We start from the raw sequence: 19,853 nt of genomic DNA, 5'->3' as shown, positions 1-19,853 counted from the left end.
CGTTCTTTTATTCTGTATAGTCGACGATTGCCGCATGAATTTCTCTAAATTCTCTTTTCTCATTAAATCCAACTCGTAAGGTTTGAGAAACTAGTTTCTTTTCCTCTGCTTCTTCATCATTTCCGTAGACGACAACTGTTTTTGAAGCCGGTCGTTTATCGACTTCTTTGTAATCTTTCTCAAAATTTTGGATGGCTAAATCAGCTGTATCCTTTGAGATATCAATAATTTGAGCCACTTCAAGCAGTAATTCATCGAAATTATCTTTGGGAAACGCCTCTTCTTGTCCATAATTTGACAGAGCCAAGCTTTGCGAAACTAACCGAACCTCTTTTTGCTCTTTATCAAACGAATATTTCAGGTCGACTAACGCAAAAACAACTAATTCTTCTCCTTTAAACACAGGGTAATACCCTCGAACTAACAGGTCATTTCCAGACGCATACAGTGAATACTCTGCTTTTTTTATTTCGAGATCAGCGGTAATGATCTGTTCATCAAACAACTTTTTTGTCTGTTGAATGATTGCAGGTATCTTCACCTCAAATTTATTTTTCAGTAAATCTAAGGCCTCATCCTCTGAAATTTCTGGATAATCAAAGGTTCCAAAAGGCTTCTCTTGCTGCTCGTGCCAAATCAGTTGCTGATGCTCAACCTTAGCAGCATTATTTTTACCTGAGCAGCCTGAAACTGGTAAAAGGCAGATAAATAGAGCAAGCAAAAACAAGTAGTTTCTTTGTTTCATCATTTATCTCCTTCCTCAGCTGCAGTCGTTATGATGATCGGAATCTCATCGGCCTCTGGAAAACGTTCTTTAGAAGGCACTAAGGTCACTTCACTTGTATCCTCCAGCTCGTATAAAGATACACTTTCTGCACTTGCTCCAATCGTAATTGCTTCACTTTTTTGCTCGATCAATTTAGGAATATCCAATATCGTGTTTTCTTTTGGCAGTTTGCCTTCAGTTAAGGTTTGACCATTTTGAGTTACCTGGATGGCTTCATCCCAAACTTTAGCTGTTATCTCTTGTTCACCGATATTTTTAACTGTATAGCGTAACGCAAGTAATTTTTTGTTGTCTTCCCCATTTAAATTCATCACACCAGTTAAATGGATCGAGAGCGTTTCGTTTTCAAAAACCACTTCATCAGTTTCAGCAGAAGTGTCATTTCCTGAATCGCTGACTTCTTTTACAGAGCGTGCCGATTCATCAATAATCTCCGCTCTTTTTTCATGACCACCATCATTTGCAGAATAATAATTCAGTTGAAGAAGCCCGTGCGCTGTTTCAATATAGTATAGATGCAGCCAAGTTGACCGTTTTTCAAACATTGTATCTAAGGTATATTTATATCCTTTATATTTACCAACCTTAAATTCTTTCATAAAAATTTCAGATTCTTTTTCATAGTTATACTGTTCTTTCAGTTCCTTTCGCATCCGCTTGCCAAAACCTTCGTCAAGAGTAATAGCTTCTTTTCTTTCACTCATCACGACCAACGTTGAGTTGCTTTTGGTATCTTGTGCACCAAACACTGCTTCGTTACTGTATTTTACTTTGAAATCTGTTACTGTTTCCCATGTACTCGGTAGCTGAATCGTATAGTCGATGCCTTTTCCTTCAAAGGATTCCTTTTTATCCGCTAGTTTAGCTGAACAACCACTAAAAACAAGAAGTAGGAACAACAGTAACACTTTTATTGGTTTCTTAGTCATAGTACCCTCCATTCTCAATTACTATTACGCTTTGTTTTTGCCTTCTTGTTAGATACCAGTTATAGAAAATAAAAAGAAGAATACAACTGACAAAAAGAATCGCTCCTAATTTAAGCCCTTGAGGAACAAAAACAAACTTGATCGTGTGGCTGCCTTTGGCAACTGGCAACGCAAGAAAAGCATCTTTGAAGGTTGGAATAGCCACTTTTTCTCCATCAATGTAAGCTTGCCAGCCCTTGTCATAAGGAATCGTTGTCAAGACTACTTGTTCTTTATCTAAATTCACCTTAGCCTCTGCGGTACGTCCATCTGTTTTAAAAGCAACTTCTTTTTCCTTTACCTTTTGAATCGCCTCTTTAAACGTATCAACGTTGATAAACATCGCATTTGGTCTCACTAAATGGACCACCCGATCGCCTGTGAAACTTACTTCGACCTCTACTGTTTCAGCTTTATCATAGTACCCTAAATTATAATATTGCCCCGTTCCTTCCAAACCAGCCCAGCTTTCAACGCCATTGACTTTCATTTTGACATCAACTTCAGTTCCCTGACCGTATAAGCTAAGATAGGCTTGCGAGCGTGCAGGAACATCGACTGAATAAGTTAATGTCCGCAATTTATTAGGCACTGTTTTTGAGTAAAATAAGACAGAATCATGATCTTCGACTTGAACATTTTCTTCTTTGAGCGTTTTGATTTCTGAAAAATAAAAGAACGAATCCGTTTCGCCAGATAAATATTGCAATAACTCTGTTTGATTTTTTACCCCATCTTTTTTGTAGATACCTTTATCCGTCAGCATACCCAGAGGCAAAGCAAATTCATTTTCATACACGCCGTATTTACCGACTTTTTTCTTAAGAGTAAAGCCAAATTTATCAGGATCATTTTGCGCTAAATTGTATTTGATTCCCAACAAGGAATCCATCACTAACGTGTTATTGATATATTGGATCGTCAAATTGGTTCCTGTTGAACGAAAACCCAACTCATTCATATACATCGAAGAGTGACGGTTTCGGATCGATGAAAACATCGAAACACCGCTATAGCCATGAATAAAACTTTCATTTCTTGAGCTACTATTGAGATTGCCTAAGCGGTATAAAGTATCATTTTGCTCTTTGGTCCATTCTACTAATTGATGCACATCTTCATAGTTTTGAGTGTAGGCAACTCGTTCCGGATAACGCCACTCACTTGCAATTCCTTCGACTAATTTTTGAGCATTCAGTGTCATTTCACCGATGAAGACAGCAACTAAAAACAGCAGCCAAACCGCTTGCTTTGATTTAAAGCGATCTTTCAGCAACAAAATCAGCAAGTAAACAATCAAAAAAACCACACTAGCCAGTACAGCATTTTTATCTAAGAAATCGTACCGTTTACGATTTGCGAAGAAAACAATCAACACATAAAGAAAAATGATACCTAAAACGATATTTAGTATGCGATTGCCGTCTTCTTTCGTCACTTTTTCCAGTCCGAAGCCTGCTAGAAGTAAGCCTAAAAAAGAAAATAAAAAGCTAAAACGGAATAAAAACATATTTGGCGCATGGAATCCGTGCCAAAATAGATTCATGGGCTCAATATAAACACTGGCGATCAACAGTAAAAAAAGACTGCCGTATACGAGTTTATTTTTCAATTTTATTTTTGGACTAACAAAATAGAAAAGACAAAAAATCGTTCCTAATAAACCAAAATACAGAAACGGCGCACTGCCGTATTTACTAGTATCATAGACACCAACCATAGTTTTAACCGGAATGTCCCAGATCCCTGTATCATTTGTAAACAAACGACTTAATTTAGTTAAGCTTTCCCCATTGTTTTTCAAATCAAGCAAGGTAGGTAAAATAGTGACCATTGAAGCTCCGCCTGCTAAAAGTGAAGTGATCAAATAGGTGATCAACGACTTTTTGTACATTTGCGGTGCTAATATAAATCGACAAAATACATATAGAAAAGAAAAGACACCGATCATGAAAGCCATGTAAAAGTTTGATAAAAACAAGAGTAAATAACTAATAAACAATAATGCCGGTTTTCTTTCATCCATCAAGCGGTGAATCCCTAAAATAACTAACGGTAAATAAATCAGCCCGTCCAGCCACATTTGCTGCGGAGAATAAGCAACACAAAATCCGCTTAAGGCAAAACTGACACTCAAAATCAATTTGCTCCATTGGGGGATTTTGAAAATACGGTCACTCATTACCCAAAATGTTCCGCCGATCGCACCGAATTTCAGTAAAAGAATCATATATAACGCGTCCGGTATTTGACTGTTATCAAAAAAATAAACAAGTGGACTAAAAATGCCATTGATATAGTACGCCATAAAGGACCAATAATTCAGCCCTAATGAACCGTACCACGTATATAAAAAGCTCTGTTTTCCATGTAAAGCATTGTTAAAACTGGCAAAAAAATTAGACGTTTGCGATAAAGCATCACTAGCTAAAATCGTTTTCTCGCTGCCTGGATAAATTCCTAGAAGAAAATAAACAAAGCCCATAATGCCGATCGGTAAAAGAATGCTCAATAAAAATGCCCAGCCCTTATGTTTGATCCATTCTTTATACTTCATACTGCGTTTCCTCCTAGATATTCAATCTCTTTTTCAATTTATGCGTCCTACTCGCGAAAAGGGAAAAAACCGGTAAACTACCGTTCCTTCAATTTGTTCTGCTTCGACCAATCCAAAGTGGCGGCTGTCTTTTGAGGCATCCCGATTATCGCCTAAAACAAAGTAACTACCTTCCGGAATCACTGAAATATCGCGTAATTTCCGAGCTACTTCAGCACTCACAGTCAGCTTTAATGTGCTGTCAGGCAACTGAAGAGCCGTTAATTGATCATTTACATCATTCCACACGCCTGCCTGTTTTGGTCTTAAATACACACTTGTTTGATCGGTCCAAAGCTGATCTCCCGGTATACCGATCACCCGCTTAACATAACTGGATTCCTCTGGTATTTCCGGATCAAAAGTAATCAAATCGTAGCGGTTCGGTGATCGATTTTTTCTCACCATGATTCGATCATTATTTTGCAGCGTAGGCAGCATCGAACGTCCGTCAACTCGATGTGTTTTGATTTGTAACAAGCCGAGAATACAAAGGCCTACAAAAAAAAGCAGGAGTCCTTCACGAAGGATCAGTCTCTTTTTAGTTTCCCGCTCCGATACTTTTTTATTTTTTTGGCGCTTTCTAGTTGAAAATTGTTGACGCTTTTTGATCGTAGATTGCCCTTTTCTAGGTCTCTGTGTCTGCATTTGATTGATTGCCACAGCGGTTCCTCCTATTGTAAAACCTTGTTTGTCTGATTAAAATTGCGTCATGTTATGCAGTGGCAAAAGCCTTGTTTTCACAACACCAATAATATTTTCTTCATCGATCCAGCCAAACTGACGACTATCCGCTGCGTAATGCCGATTATCGCCCAAAACAAAATAGCTGCCCTTTGGTAAAGCTCTAGACCCTGTCAAGGAAGCTAAAGAAAAATTTTCAGTTAATAAGCGATCCTCTGCTTTTGCTTCGTTTTGCTCATTCACCAAAAATCGTTCAACAACGAACTTTTGATCGATTATCAATTGATCTTCTTCATAAGTGATTTCTTCTCCAGGTAGACCAATGACCCGCCGGACCGTCAACTGATTAGTTACAGGATTTTTAAAATAAATCATATCGAACCGCTTGATCTTCGCGTGCTTACTGACAAATAGCCGATCGCCGTCATTCAATGTAGCAGTCATCCCATAACCATTAACTGTCGGCAAGCTAAAGAAAAGCCATTGCAATAGAAAAAAAAGACTCATCAATAGGAAAAAGCTGATACCAATTTCTTTGTACACTTGGCGTCTTTGCTCACTTCTTTTTCTTTTCTGACTCGCTTTTTTTCGTTTCCCTTTTTTTCTATTTATTGTTTTGGATGAAGAATGTTTCTTTTTTGCTGCAGAGTTCACTCGTGTCTTAGCAGTTGTTTTTTGCGGCTTACGACTTTTTCTTTCCATGTTTTTCGCTGTCTGTGTTCTTATCTTTTTACGTTTTTTATGGTTCTTAGCTTTAGCCTTTTGTTCCATGTCGAGTCTCCTAGTTTTTCTGTTTCAGTGCCGACTCATTGACTTTAAAGTAAGTAAAAACAGCTTTTCGTCGTTCTTTGATTTTACTTATATCTTTCAGATAACTTTCGAGTATTTCCTTATTGGCTAATTGTTCTTGTGTCAAAGTCGATAAGTTCATCCCAACATCTTTCATCGAAACATAATAACGAGTCAATAACTTGGAGCCTTCTTCCGATAGTCCTGCTGAAACTGGTCGATTGCCATAGGTGACCAATAATGAACTTACTTCTTGAAACTGAGGGTAGACTTTCTCGATACTGCCGCCTTCTTTGATGGTCGTAAGCTTTTGTTCCAAATCTTCTGTCAATAAATAGCCTTGAACAACTACTTTCGCATCATCTGACGTCAAATTCGTCAATTGATAGTATCTAGCGTACGCAGCAGAACCGGCTGATAAAAGCATGACAGCTAAAAAAATCAATGAATTTCTAAAGTAACGTTTTTGACGACTGACAAGCAGCCGTCGTTCGCGCACCCATCTTTTTCGTTTCATCTTATTTTTTGGTCGCCTTCTCCACTGGCTCTTTTTTAATTCCTTTTTCGTAGCAAAGAAGTAAAATAAGCAAAATAATACAAACATAAAGCAAAGCATAGCTAAAGAAAGCAACCCTATAAAAAACCAATCTAACAGAACCATATTACTGATCCCCTTTCTTATTTAGCTGCTCTTCTTTCTTTTCTTTTTTGCTCCCTTTTTGCTGCCTTTTTTCTTTGTTTTCTTCTTATTATTCATTGTTCTAACAGTGAAGAAAATTGCTAAGAAGGCAATAAATACGCCGCCTGCGATCATCGCAATCAGCTTCCAATCGATTCCTCGTTCTTGGATCAGCGTCACATCTTGCGCATTGTATTTGTCTGCATCTTCTTTTGTGATTTTGAAGTCTTTATCCCATGTCCATTTTTTATCTCCGCTTGTAACCAGAATATGAGCTTTATAATCACCGGGTTCCATCTGATCACCATTCATCTCTAAGGGAAAATCGATCAGTGAGTTGGGAGCCATACGCATGTCCGCACGCTTAGTGTCGTAAAGAACAGCTTCTGACCCTTTCTTCGTCACTTCCATTTCAACAGTCATTCCGCTGACAAAATCTGCTGAAATATTCGAAAAGTTGGCAAAAATACTATTACGGTAATTTGATAACCCTGCTGAGACACTATTCAGCTTTAATTCTGGTGTAATCGCTGTATCTGTTTCTTGCAAAACCATCCCTACTACAAAGGCATATTCGTTGATCACACCTGTCGCTTTTTTCTTTTCTTCTTCCTCTTTTTTGCTTGGTTTTGATTTCATATAAATTCCGCCAACGATTTTACCATCATAACCGGCTTCCGGCATTGTTATGTCTAAATTCAAAGGGGCAGTTTCTTTTGGTCCCAATGTTACTTCGGTCGGGCCTTTTACAATATCTTTGAAGTCATATTTAAGTGAAGCATCATTTTTAATTGAAGAGGGGCCATATTCTAACACACCGTTTGAGTTGGTTTTAGCGCCATTCAATCCAATCGTGATCGTTTGTTCTTCATCTGCCCGGTTTGTAAGCATGATTTGAACGGTTTGTTTTTGACCTGGATTCATCCGTAAATTGAAGTACTGCACATCTCCTTGTTGATTTTCCGGCATGATCGATTCATAGGCAAACTGCTTTTCAGCATGTGCAGGCAGGGCAAAGCCAAACAACGATACTATGTATAATCCTATCATTAGGCATAAGCTGATTCTTTTTTTCATTTGATTTGATTGTCCTTTCTCGTCCTATCACTACAATAAGCCAAGACTAAAAATGCTCAACTTCTATAGTTAAAATTAGTTACAAATACTTCCTGATTATTGTTACTTCTCTAAACTACTGTGCTTATGAAATAAATGGCGGGAGCAAAAGCAGCTCCCATATATTTCGATCAATCAGCTGACCGTGATCAGCTGATTGATCGAAAGTTGTTCTTAGAGTGTGCTGCTTCTGTTCCAGCCTAAATTGTTGATTTCAACTTATAATGGTGTTTCTGAAAGTGTCCAAGTGATTTCAGCAACATATTTACCATTCATGATTTCTTGTGCTTGGTTTGCTGGGATTTCTAATTTAACAGATTCTTCTGCTTTTTTAGCTGGATCATCCACATCACCAAAGTAAACGGCATAACGTCCGCGACCTTTAGATCCGTTAGCTTCAGTACCATCTGTATTTGTAAATACAGCAGCTGGTGTTGTTTCGTTTACTACAGCTGTTTTGATTCCTGTAGAACTTGGTTTTAAAGATTCATTTTCTGCATCAGCAACTAAAACTGGGTTACCATAAGTGATTTCAGCACCAGTAATGTTTCTTACTTTACCTTTTGCTGTATCATTGAATTGGAAGTTTTTAGTGATTTTTGCAGTCAATTCGTATGTGTGATCATCTGTTTGACGGTCATCTTTGAATTGAACCCAGTTAGCACGTGCTGGCACGTGGTCAGCTGCTGTAGATGGGTTAGCTGTTGTTGGTTTCGCCCATGAAGTTACTGCACCAGTTGTTGCTGCTTGTGAATTGAAGACTAGTTTAGACATACCTTGTACTAAAAATTCTCCATCTAATAATGCAGTGCTGTCAGTATCTCTTGTTGATTGGCTATCTGTGTTAGGTGGTACAACACCAGAAGTATCGTATGTTTCATACGTTTTACTTGTGAATTCGATTTCTCCTTCACCAACACCTGGTTTGTTTGGATCTGCCGCTTTAGTTGCCGGTCCTGCTGCTACTACTGCCAATGTTGCTAGTAAAGCTGTACCAGCTAATTTGTGTGTTAATTTCATTTGTATTTCCTCCTAGTTTTTGTGTATATTTATGGTAACTCGGCTAATATCCAAGTTAACACCGTTGAGTAAGCACCTGCTTCTTTTTCTGTCTCTTTAGGGACAGTTAGTGTAATCGCTTGATTACTATACACAGGTTTTTTAAAGATTGGATCTTCAATCGTCTTTCCTGAAGAATCCTTTCTCAGTTCTAATGAATTTTGACGCCCATTTTTATTTTCTGCTGATGCGCCAAATATGATGCTCCAAGTCCCAGAACCTTTTTCGTCCTGTGCTTGTGCAAGATTATACGTGTCTCCAATGTTACTCATATGAATAACTTCTTTGGAAACTGACGGTGATAAAGATGCATCTTTAGTCGAGTTTGTCCAAGCTTGGTCAAAAGAAATCACTGCTCCCTTTAGCTCAGCTCCAACCTTCGTTGCATGCTTAAATTGTTCCTCTTGTCTTACCTGTAATGTCCAACCTGAATGATTGTCACGATAATCGGAAACTTGAATAAAATTTCCTCTCGCTCCAGTTTCGCCGTGAAACAGTTGTGCATTGATCGGATAAACCGCTGCTTCTTTACTTATTTTTACTGTGCTGAAATTTAGCTTTGGAACAAAATCGATTCGTAAATCACCATCCGTTTGCGGTGTTTCGCCTGGATCGACCTCTATATCAGGATTTTCAGGATCACGAATAATAGAATCTTCTTCCTTAAATTGACTCAAACCGATTTCTGCTCCGCTTTTGCGTGAAGCTTCTGCATGAGCTTGTTCCATTTGAGCTGAAAAAAAGAGAACAGTACCAAGAAAAGCAGTCATCAGTAAGCTCATTCTTTTCATTGATCAGACCCTTCCTTTCTGGCAGCTTCTCGTTTTCTTTTGACTAGATAAAAACCTAGTGCAAAAATAAGAACAGCAATTCCGCTAACCGATAGGCTTTTTTGAATCAATTCTCCTGTAGATGGATATTTTCCTGCCGGCTTTTTTGTCGGTTCTTCACTAGACGATGTTGTTTCAGATGTTGGAGGCGTACTCTCCTCTGTAAAAACTATTTCTCCGTTCGTCTTCACAGAAGCCTCTGCTCCATATACCATTACTGGTTTCAGCATGAAGAAACTACCTATAAAAACAAGGGAAAGTAGAACAATAGTTGCTCGCATTTTTTTTACTGTCATGTGCTTGTCTCTCCTTTAATTTTTACGGGGTTTCTCCAACTGTAAATTCGATTGTCGCTTGATATTTACCAAATTTCTTCACTGTATCCGCAGGTACATCTAATTTGAACCCTTTACCTTTCGGATTCCAGGTTCCACTTACATCAAACTCATTACTTGTCGTATGAGTATCCGTCAATAAATCCTGCGCAGTATCCAACAAGAAACTCTTTTCATTCTCCGTTCCATCGTTATATCTCAAGATGTTAGGAATAACTTTTTTTGAACCATCTGTATCTGTTAAAGTGAAATCCTGCGTTACTTTAGCTTGAAGGGTCCATTTTTGTTTACTGGCTCTTGTATCTGTAATGATCAACGCTTTATCAAGTGTTGCTTCGTTTACACGAATTGCCTTATAGCTGACTTCTTCGATCCCAAAGTTTAGCTTAGTTGGTGTTGAAGATAAAAATAGTCTACCTTCAAATTCATATTCCACCGTATTACCGCTTGCTGAAAGGACAAATTCTTCGACCGGTGCATTGGTTTGTTCATAACCAGCATCTTTAATGGCCTGAATCGTATCCGTGACTGATTTGATATTTTTCAAATTGATTGGATCTCCAATCATTTGAGTCGTATCGACATAATCAGGATATTTATCGGTCATGTAACTGCCGTTGATTTTGTACTTAACCCGTAATTCGGCAATTGTAGGAGCGATGGTCACTTTTACAGGAACATCTTTGGTTACACCTTTAGCTGTTGTTAATGTCAAGGTCAAGGTGACTTCCCCAAGAGTCGAAGTATTCGGCAATGGTTGCTTATAAGTAACTGCTACAGGTTTATCAATAGGATTATCTGTATCTACTCGAATATTATCTAAAAATGATGTTCCAGGATCCGGATAATCAGTTGTAAAGTTTGTTCCTAACGGCACTTTGATATTTTGTTTGGGATCCGCATCAGGTTTCCCTTCGTAAAGAACTTTAGACATTGTTTGCCCTGAGATTATTTTAGATTCTAAAGTATCACTTAATACATTCCCGTTGACAGTATTATACGTATAGTATGCATTTGTTTTAGGTCCACCAAGTTCAAATGTCATGTAACCGTTATCGTCACCACTGTCTTTATAACCGTATAAATCATTCGCCTTATCAAAACTAAATGACGCATTTGGCTTTGCCGTAATCTTTATGTCAAAAACTTTTCCATTAAAATTTTCAGCAGATGCCGCATCTGAAAGGTTGGCTGTTAAAATGAGCTTACTAGAGTTTCCTGGAGCTTTTTCAACAGTAAACAATCCTGTCCAGTCCGTATCTGTCCCATATTCAAGTACTTTCACTTTAGAAAGATCGATATCATAGATACTTGGTACCTCTGTTTCCAATTTAAACGAGTTGTCTCTGTTTTCAACTTTATTATCAGGGATTGTTTGTAAAATGGAGTACTTAAGATCTAAATAATTCTCTGTATCTGTATGCTTTGCTTCATTTTTTATACCGTAAACAATCGGTGAAGCAGGAGCGATCCTCGCAAGTGATTGAGTCCCGTACATAACTGCCATTGCCGCTGGATTTGTACTAGTAGTTGCAGCTCTACGTTCCATACTTGTGTTGAATGTACGTCCAGAGAATAGCTGAGTCAGCAAACTCCTTGGGCTGTTCGTCGTCGAATTGGTTCCATAAAGCTCAAGCTTCCCTACAGCTGGTGTATCCTTTAAATAGCCAATCCACGTGTCTTCTAATACATAGAGCTTTTTAAAATCATCATCAAAGTCTGTAGTAACAGCTTTTAATCCATTGATATTGTTAAAGTTCCACGTTCCCTGAAAGTCAATGGGTAAGCTTGTTTCATGGTCATAAAATTCATAATGATATTGAACTTTGTCCCCAATGGCATAAGTATCATAATAGTCAGAAGCACTTCTGTTGGAGCTTCCAAGCATTAGAAACATTGCTCCCCACGTCTTAATTGCTACGTTGGCTGTATCATCTGCTTTGTCCCGATCATTATAGTTCACAGCAATGAAGTTCATATAGGGATATTTCCCAGTGTTTGCATTTTTCGTAAGTGACATTTGATCAATAACTAGCTTTAAATCAATGCTTCTTCCGTTGTAAAGTCCCGCATTTTTTACTAAAACACTTTTTTCCTCTGCAACGTTATCTGGGCTAAATCTAAATATTTTAGAAGCATTAGGGTCATCGATGCCACTACCAGTTTTCACTAATACATCGTTGACAGGATCTTTTAAGCCCTTCACTTCATAGCTAGTATCTTTGGTCAATTTGAACATCGTCCCATAGTCACCCGGGATTTCAGATACTGTTCCTGAGCTACCGACAATATTCACATCAGGTGCTAATAAAATATCATTGTAGTTTGCTGGTGCAGCTGAAATTTTTTCATTCGTTCCCGAAGCAATATAACCAGCACAAACTAAAACCAAACAAGCAGCAATAATAAAAGAAATTCTTCGTTTCATTTTTTTCAATTTTCCACCTCCTCACCAAAATATACTAAGTCAACTCACGCACCTTTTTGATTTGATTCGCTCAATAAAAACCAAGGTTGGGGAAACTTTCGCAAAGAGACAAATTAAATCGTTTTGTTTCTAAAATTTGTCGTTCGGAAAGTTCCCCCCAACAAAAAACGGCTAATTAATTGGCATTATTTTTGCCAGCCAAGTGAATGACCAATTAGATTCCGCCACCAACTAGAGAAATTTTTCCATAATTTTCAAGTCTGAAGTTTGGTGAAATATCTCCTGTTGTTGATAATGTGTTACTGTTACAAATCTTACCGAAGTTAACTGAGAAGTTTCCGCCATCTAAATAGACAGGTTTGTATTCATATTCTCCGCCAGTTTGAGACCATGTTGCGATTTCGCTGACATCAGTAGCATTGATTGTTGTGTTTGTTGAATAGAATAATTTTGAATTTGGTTTTTTGTTTGTAATTTCAAAATTAGCAGGAGCGTTAAGGTTGATTACCGCGCCTTTATACTCACTTTCAACAACTGCTTTTTTGCTGTTACCAGTTACAACTAATTCAGCGCCTTCAGAAACATTTACTTCTGATCCGTAATATTGAAGTTTCATCGTTGCGTAGTTTCCTCCGCCACGGCCGTTCAAGTGAACTGAACTTCCTTCTGCTAAGTTAAATGTTGGTACTTTATTCACGTAATCTGCACGTGGAATAAATTGGAATGCAACACCTGCTGCATCAACATCAAGAGTAGCATTTGCACCTACATCAACTTTTTGAACTTTATCGTAAAATACTGGATAGTAGTAGTTCACATCACTTTGAGGACCAATTTTTACATTGACTTTTGCATTGTCACCGATGATTGCTTCACCAGTTGCTTTTCCTTTGATCAACGCTCCGTTAAAGTAGAATGCTGAGAATTGTCCGTGATCTTTGTTAGCAGCGATTCCGTTATATGTTGAACCTGCTTTAAATTCTAAATCGTGAACCCAAGCATTTTCTGCGCGAGTCGTGATATTGTTTGTTCCGTCAAATGTTAATTTCCCTTCACTAAGGTGAACAAAACGAGCACCAGTATAAGTGACATCTTTTGCTAGAACATCCCATCCATAGCTTGAAGGTCCGTTACCAGATCCTCCGGTGAAGAAACGTCCGTCACTGTCAGCACCAACAATATTTGAGTTTGTGATCGTCACAAGATTTGTGCCTTTAGTATTTTGTTTACCATAGATAGAATTGTGTGCTGAGTTGATCACAACACCTTTATCCGCATTACCATTGATCGTTAGATCACGATTTGGAATATTTGTGATATTTTTTCTGAATTGGATACTTTGATTTACATTGATAACTGTAACTGCAGGATTTTGTAACGCTGCTTCAAATTCGGCAATTGTTGATACTTCCGCAGTTTCTTCTGCCGCGTATGCTACTACCGGACTTCCTGAAATTGGTGTTGGTACTGTTAATACCACCGCTCCTAGTGTCGCTGTTGCTGCTAAAGCAAACAAACTTTTTTTCAATACGTGTGTTTTTTTCAATTCTTTTTCCTCCTAAATTTATGCTTTTTGACGAAACCTTTTTGCTCCCTCCTCTCCAGAAGTAACGAGTATCCACTTCTCCTCGCATTTGCTTCTATCCAGTTTCGCAAATTATCCTATTGACTGAAATCCTAATATGCATGTCTTTACCTCCTATTTCTAACTAAAATCAAATGATTGGTTTTATCACAACTAGGATGTATCTTTTGCCGATTCCCAGTCTAATTACTAATTAGATGAATTGTTTTCAAATTCTTTAAATGTATAACATATAACCCTTCGAACGAATTGTTTTGATGTACTGTGGTTTTTCGATATCGTGCTCGATTTTTTTTCTTAAATGAAAGACTAAATTAGAAACCCGATACTTTCTGTTTCCATAGGTATCATTCCATACGTTTTGATAGATTTCTTCATATGTCATTGTTTTACGTGCATGTTTATGTAAATATTCAATCGTAAGAAATTCTAATTTCGTTAGATTTACTTCCTTGCCGTCTTCTAAACAAACACTCAAGTTTTGTGGATTTAATTGAAAATCTTTTACACCTCGAATGAGAGAATTTTTTGGTGTGCTTATTTGTGTCTGAGGTTCTTTAAAACGTTTTATTAGGTTCTTCACAGTTAATATTGACTCATCTAGATCCTTGTTATAATCAATGATTCCGTCAGCGCCCAATTGTAGATATACAATACGATTGGTTTTATTGGATTCATTGACAGACGTAAGAATCCACAATGGTAAATCTGTTTGTCTTCGTATCTCCATAATCAATCCGCAAATCCAATTGATACTAGAAAAATCAATATCCTCGATAATTAATGTATCTAGTCGTTTAATTGGTTCAGCATTTCCTTGAAGGAACTGATCAATCGTTTCTTTTTCTATTAATTGAATGTCGCATTGAAACATATGAAGAAATTCTTTGTACTTTTCACTTAACTCCCCATTTAATGAAATGTAGCCGATTGTGTACATTTCCCGAAGCCTCCTCACCATCATTTGTTGATTTACTTTTTTCTTTTAAACAATATTTCTTTTAAATTTGAAGCCTTAAAGTTTAGAAAAAATTGATTTGCGATTATAATAACGATAAGTGAATTCATTAGTGGTCGAATGAATTTATATCGACGGCAAATTTTGATTTTATAATAAATATTTGGCTTAAATTAATTTCTTGAATGTATCAGGTATAAGAAAAATCACTGTCAGGTCTTATTGCTATACACTTGAAAAAATCAATTGACCATTTTATGACGGCTAAAAAATGAATTTCCTGCATAGAAAAAGAAGCTAACAAAGTATCTTTGTTAGCTTCTTTTTTTAAAGTAACTCCTGTAATTGTTTATCTAGTATGGAAACAGCTTCTCTTCTATTTTCCCACAGTGAATCTGTATAGGTATCTAAGGTCAACTTGATTGACGCATGTCCCAAAAGCTTACTTAAAGTCGCAATATCGATACCGCGTTCCACACATCTTGTTGCAAAAGTGTGCCTTAAAACATGGAAATGAATCGATTTGATCCCGGCTTCTTCTATGGTTTTTCGAAAACGGTAGCTGATCACCCTTGGTTCAGCATAGCTACCCTTACAAGAAATGACATATTCAGAGGTTCGTTCTTTTTTTTTATTTAATAGGTAGCTTTTCAAATTATCTGCTAAAGGAATCAACCGTTTAGAGCTTTTTGTTTTGGGCTCTGCCAAAATAACCTCAGTCTTTTTCTTATTTGTCACACTAGGAATTCTATACAATGTTCGTCTAATGTGTATAATGTTCTTTTCAAAATCAATATCATTCCATTGAAGTCCACTTATTTCACCAATTCTTAAGCCTGTATATAGAGCTAAAATAACTGCAGAGCTTCCTTTCTCTTTTAATGCAATCGCTTCTATTTTCTCTTGTTCAGCCAAACTTAATGCAGATATCTCATTAGTAGTTGTGGAAGATAATGAGAGATTTTTACATGGATTTACTAAAATGCAATTCTCAATGTATGCTCTTCCCAATGCACTTTTTAACACAGTCACTATTGAATGAATGGTTGAAGATGATAAGTCCAATTGAATCAGATAATTAACGAATTCCTCTATTTCACGACTTTTTAGTTGTACTAATGCACGATTTCCCAAAGCAGGAAGAATGTATTTGTCGATCCGCAAACGATAGCTTATGTAAGTCGACTGCTTTATTCTCTTTTTCATCACGACATTCAACCAATGATTTAACCAATCTTCCACACTTCCTTTATATAAACTGAGATTATTGTGCGTGAAAGAATATTGAACTTTCAACTCAGCAAGTCTTTTCTTGACACAAGAATATTTTTTTCCATAGATATAGCCATATATAATCTTTCCTTGTTCGTTTCTTGCTTTAATATATCTACCTTCCCATCTACCATCCTTCCTTTTATATATATTTTCACCTTTTCTACTCACTTGCGACACCCTCTCTGAAAAAAATTGACGGCTTATTTGACGGCTTAAAAATATATGCCTATCTCTTTTTTGATAAAATAATAAGTATGAGTAAGTTAATTTCAATAAAAATAAAACAATAACCATCTAAACCTTTGTTTTTTAATTTTTTAACACCAAATTGTTTGAATCTTTTCTCATTTTTTTCTCAATTTACATAAAAATATGATAGAAAAATGATCTTTTTCATCTAGACTGCTTATCTTTTTTAAGATAGAATGAATTAGTAGTTGAAATTGACTTGTGCGTTATTGATTAACCGTTTCATATTTTCTTATACCTGATACATTCAAGAAAAATTTATCTGATACATATATACCTTTATTATAACAATATAAACAGAAATTTCATCCTTTTTATAAAAAATATTGTTTATCTTTTATATAAAAAACATAAAATACAAATCTATCTGTCTAGTACCCTACCTAGTTTTCCTTCATTCATATTAACCAGTCTATCTCTCCCCAAAATCTAAACGAACATTAAAAATCCAAAAACTTCTTTATGTAATTTTATGGTAAAATAATATATCTTTACATATTACAATACGGAGGTGGCTTATTGGAAAGTAGAGCCTATTTTACAGGTAGTCAATTGAAATGGCTGGCGATTATTTCAATGTTGATGGATCATACAGCAAAAATCATTTCATTTCATCTGTATATTTCCTCTTCTGTCCCTTATACTACAGACAGTTCTATAATGGCAGAAACTACGAAAGTATTATTTCCTATTTTTATTATGATCGGCAGGCTAGCTTTTCCTTTATTTTGTTTTTTGCTGGTTCAAGGATTTATTCATACGTCAAATGTTACACGTTATGGTTTACGTTTACTTTTGTTTGCTTTTCTTTCTGAAATTCCTTATGATCTTGCTTTTTCTAAACAATGGTTTGATTGGCAAAGTCAGAATGTCTTTTTTACCTTATTGATCGGTTTACTCGTTATAGCTGGTTTAAGACGGTGTCAAAGCCGTTCGATCAAAGGGTATCTTATTTCAGGTATTCTTATTATTTGTGGGATTTTTTCAGCTGAATGGCTACATACAGATTATGGTGGCTGGATCGGTGTTTTATTGATTGTGGTCTTGTATATTTTTAGAAATCACAAACTACTTAAATGTTTATTCGGCGGAGCAGTAATTTTACAAAATAGTTTATTTGGTATTATGGCTTTTCCGTTGATTTATTTTTATAATGGGCAGCGTGGACGACAAATGAAGTATTTTTTTTATTGGTTTTATCCCGTTCATTTGTTGGTTTTGACTGCGATTCAGCAGTTCATTATTGTTCCATATTTTTTAACTGGGTTTTAGAAAAATAGTCAACACAGAAGTTCAATTCAGAGAAGCTACCTGTTTCTACTATTTTCACATAAATTTAAAATGCGTGCCAAAAGTAAAATCACTTTTGACACGCACTCTTTTTTTGATTTTTATTACATCATGCCGCCCATACCCATTGAAGGATCCATTGGAGGCATTGCTGGTGAAGCTGGTTCTGGTTTGTCAGCAACAACAGCTTCTGTTGTTAATAATAATGCGGCAACTGAGGCAGCGTTTTGTAACGCTGAACGAGTTACTTTCGTAGGGTCAACGATCCCTGCTTCTACCATATTGACCCATTCGCCATTTGCGGCATTGAAACCAATACCAAGCTCGATATTTTTTAATTTGTCGACAACTACTGAGCCTTCATAACCGGCGTTTTCAGCAATTTGACGAATTGGTTCTTCTAGTGCACGAACAACGATTTTCACACCTGTTGCAACGTCACCCTCTGCTTCTACTTCAGCTACTTTATTGATCACATTGACTAATGCTGTTCCGCCGCCTGAAACCATTCCTTCTTCAACAGCTGCACGAGTAGCATTCAATGCATCCTCAATACGTAATTTCAACTCTTTTAATTCTGTTTCAGTTGCAGCACCAACTTTGACAACGGCAACCCCGCCAGCTAATTTAGCTAAACGTTCCTGTAGTTTTTCGCGGTCAAAATCAGAAGTTGTTTCTGCAATTTGATTTTTGATCAATTGAACACGTGCATCGATTCCTGCTTTTTCGCCTGCACCTTCAACGACCGTTGTATTATCTTTGTCAACGACAACCTTGCTTGCATTTCCAAGATTTTCGATCGTTGTATCTTTCAATTCAAGGCCTAAATCATCAGTGATCACAGTTCCACCAGTTAAGACAGCAATATCTTCAAGCATCGCTTTACGACGATCACCAAAGCCTGGCGCTTTCACTGCGACAACATTGAATGTTCCGCGGATTTTGTTTAATACTAATGTTGGTAATGCTTCTCCATCAACATCATCAGCAATGATCAATAATGGACGGCTTTGTTGTAAAATTTGTTCTAGTAACGGTAAGATATCTTGGATGTTTGAGATTTTCTTATCTGTGATCAAGATATATGGATTTTCTAAAACAGCTTCCATTTTATCATTGTCAGTAACCATATATTGAGATAAGTAACCGCGATCAAACTGCATTCCTTCAACAACATCTAATTCTGTTTCGATCCCTTTTGATTCTTCGATCGTAATAACACCATCGTTACCAACTTTTTCCATCGCATCAGCAATCAGTTGACCTACACGGTCTGAACCTGAAGAAACAGCAGCAACCTGTGCAATCGCTTCTTTAGAATCAACGACTGTTGAGATGTTGTGTAATTCTTCAACAGCTGTTTTTGTTGCTAGCTCGATCCCACGGCGAATCCCTAATGGATTTGCTCCAGCAGTAACATTTTTCAAGCCTTCGCGTACGATCGCTTGCGTTAAAACAGTTGCAGTCGTTGTTCCATCTCCTGCGATATCATTTGTTTTTGACGCTACTTCTGAAACAAGTTTAGCACCCATATTTTCAAAGTGATCTTCTAATTCGATTTCTTTTGCGATAGTCACACCATCATTTGTGATCAATGGTGAACCAAATGATTTTTCTAAAACAACGTTACGACCTTTAGGGCCTAATGTTACCTTTACTGTATCTGCTAAAATATCTACACCACGAAGCATTGCTGCACGTGCATCTTCTGCGAATTTGATTTCTTTTGCCATGATTTCTTCACCTCAAAATTATTTTTTTCTATTTACTAATGTAATAATTACTCAACGATCGCAATAATATCTTTCCCAGAAACGATCAGGTAATCATTGCCTTCATATTTTACTTCTGTACCGGCGTATTTTTCAAACATTACTACATCGCCTTCTTTAACATCAGCAGGAACTTTTGTACCGTTATCTAAGACACGGCCTTCACCTACTGCGATGACTTTTCCAGTTTGTGGTTTTTCTTTAGCAGCAGACGCTAAAACAATGCCTCCTACTGTCTTTTCTTCTTCTTGCGCGACTTCAATAATGACGCGATCGCTTAATGGTTTTAACACAATAAATCCCTCCATACTAAAATTGATCATCTTTTTAGCACTCTTATAAGTCGAGTGCTAACTTACACTTTTTATAATACTCATTTTGCTATTACTTTGCAAGTCTTTTGGTCAATTTTATAAAATATTTCTTCCCTCTTTTTTAGGCTTCTTTTAAAAG

17 protein-coding genes are annotated in these 19,853 nt (G+C 36.8%); 1 reads left to right on the top strand and 16 read right to left on the bottom strand.

The genetic code is table 11. The features are described 5' to 3' along the window. Positions 1 to 7 precede the first annotated feature (7 nt). From CC204_RS01095 to CC204_RS01030, 14 genes are all read right to left on the bottom strand, one after another. The gene (locus CC204_RS01095) at positions 8 to 748 is read right to left on the bottom strand and encodes a hypothetical protein (RefSeq protein WP_157894220.1); all 741 of its coding nucleotides are present in this window, start codon (positions 746 to 748) and stop codon (positions 8 to 10) included. Next, positions 745 to 1,716 (bottom strand): DUF5067 domain-containing protein, encoded by a 972-nt coding sequence (locus CC204_RS01090; RefSeq protein ID WP_088268419.1) that lies wholly within the window; start codon positions 1,714 to 1,716, stop codon positions 745 to 747. The genes CC204_RS01095 and CC204_RS01090 overlap by 4 nt, the downstream gene beginning before the upstream one ends. After that, entirely contained in the window at positions 1,709 to 4,312 is a 2,604-nt protein-coding gene (locus CC204_RS01085; protein ID WP_088268418.1) for a YfhO family protein, read from the bottom strand. The genes CC204_RS01090 and CC204_RS01085 overlap by 8 nt, the downstream gene beginning before the upstream one ends. A gap of 33 nt (positions 4,313 to 4,345) precedes the next feature. Next, on the bottom strand, positions 4,346 to 5,014 hold the full coding sequence (lepB, locus tag CC204_RS01080; protein WP_227011210.1) for a signal peptidase I: 669 nt from the start codon (positions 5,012 to 5,014) through the stop codon (positions 4,346 to 4,348). Between the two features lie 36 nt (positions 5,015 to 5,050). Beyond that, positions 5,051 to 5,806, bottom strand: a complete 756-nt coding sequence (gene lepB, locus CC204_RS01075) for a signal peptidase I (RefSeq protein ID WP_088268417.1) — start codon at positions 5,804 to 5,806, stop codon at positions 5,051 to 5,053. A gap of 10 nt (positions 5,807 to 5,816) precedes the next feature. Then, positions 5,817 to 6,341 carry a hypothetical protein gene (locus tag CC204_RS01070; protein ID WP_227011209.1) on the bottom strand — a complete coding sequence of 175 codons (525 nt, stop codon included), beginning with the start codon at positions 6,339 to 6,341 and terminating at the stop codon, positions 5,817 to 5,819. 165 nt (positions 6,342 to 6,506) lie between these two features. Then, positions 6,507 to 7,580 carry a WxLIP family cell surface protein gene (locus tag CC204_RS01065; protein WP_088268415.1) on the bottom strand — a complete coding sequence of 358 codons (1,074 nt, stop codon included), beginning with the start codon at positions 7,578 to 7,580 and terminating at the stop codon, positions 6,507 to 6,509. A 258-nt stretch (positions 7,581 to 7,838) separates the two neighbouring features. Next, the gene (locus CC204_RS01060; RefSeq protein ID WP_088268414.1) at positions 7,839 to 8,639 is read right to left on the bottom strand and encodes a WxL domain-containing protein; all 801 of its coding nucleotides are present in this window, start codon (positions 8,637 to 8,639) and stop codon (positions 7,839 to 7,841) included. Positions 8,640 to 8,668: 29 nt separating this feature from the next. Then, positions 8,669 to 9,469 carry a WxL domain-containing protein gene (locus CC204_RS01055; protein ID WP_088268413.1) on the bottom strand — a complete coding sequence of 267 codons (801 nt, stop codon included), beginning with the start codon at positions 9,467 to 9,469 and terminating at the stop codon, positions 8,669 to 8,671. After that, positions 9,466 to 9,804 (bottom strand): LPXTG cell wall anchor domain-containing protein, encoded by a 339-nt coding sequence (locus tag CC204_RS01050; RefSeq protein WP_088268412.1) that lies wholly within the window; start codon positions 9,802 to 9,804, stop codon positions 9,466 to 9,468. The genes CC204_RS01055 and CC204_RS01050 overlap by 4 nt, the downstream gene beginning before the upstream one ends. 22 nt (positions 9,805 to 9,826) lie before the next feature. Continuing rightward, the gene (locus CC204_RS01045) at positions 9,827 to 12,280 is read right to left on the bottom strand and encodes a WxL domain-containing protein (protein ID WP_088268411.1); all 2,454 of its coding nucleotides are present in this window, start codon (positions 12,278 to 12,280) and stop codon (positions 9,827 to 9,829) included. A 205-nt stretch (positions 12,281 to 12,485) separates the two neighbouring features. Beyond that, positions 12,486 to 13,817 (bottom strand): pectate lyase-like adhesive domain-containing protein, encoded by a 1,332-nt coding sequence (locus CC204_RS01040; protein ID WP_088268410.1) that lies wholly within the window; start codon positions 13,815 to 13,817, stop codon positions 12,486 to 12,488. Between the two features lie 256 nt (positions 13,818 to 14,073). Next, complete coding sequence (locus CC204_RS01035; RefSeq protein ID WP_088268409.1) at positions 14,074 to 14,796, bottom strand: response regulator transcription factor; 723 nt, start codon at positions 14,794 to 14,796, stop codon at positions 14,074 to 14,076. A 345-nt stretch (positions 14,797 to 15,141) separates the two neighbouring features. Then, entirely contained in the window at positions 15,142 to 16,257 is a 1,116-nt protein-coding gene (locus tag CC204_RS01030; RefSeq protein WP_088268408.1) for a tyrosine-type recombinase/integrase, read from the bottom strand. A gap of 600 nt (positions 16,258 to 16,857) precedes the next feature. On the opposite strand from CC204_RS01030, the gene CC204_RS01025 reads away from it, so the two are divergent. Further along, a complete protein-coding gene (locus CC204_RS01025; RefSeq protein ID WP_088268407.1) occupies positions 16,858 to 17,610 on the top strand; it encodes a TraX family protein in 753 nt (250 codons plus the stop codon). Between the two features lie 122 nt (positions 17,611 to 17,732). Here the strand turns inward: CC204_RS01025 and groL are convergent, their stop codons facing one another. Both groL and groES read right to left on the bottom strand, forming a co-directional pair. Next, the gene (gene groL / locus CC204_RS01020; RefSeq protein WP_088268406.1) at positions 17,733 to 19,361 is read right to left on the bottom strand and encodes a chaperonin GroEL; all 1,629 of its coding nucleotides are present in this window, start codon (positions 19,359 to 19,361) and stop codon (positions 17,733 to 17,735) included. A gap of 47 nt (positions 19,362 to 19,408) precedes the next feature. Further along, entirely contained in the window at positions 19,409 to 19,693 is a 285-nt protein-coding gene (gene groES, locus CC204_RS01015; protein WP_087639711.1) for a co-chaperone GroES, read from the bottom strand. Positions 19,694 to 19,853: the final 160 nt, after the last annotated feature.

The organism is Enterococcus wangshanyuanii (assembly GCF_002197645.1).
GTDB classification, from domain to species: domain Bacteria; phylum Bacillota; class Bacilli; order Lactobacillales; family Enterococcaceae; genus Enterococcus_L; species Enterococcus_L wangshanyuanii.
The sequence above is the reverse complement of the archived record's forward strand: the minus strand, read 5'-3'. Positions and strand labels throughout refer to the sequence as shown.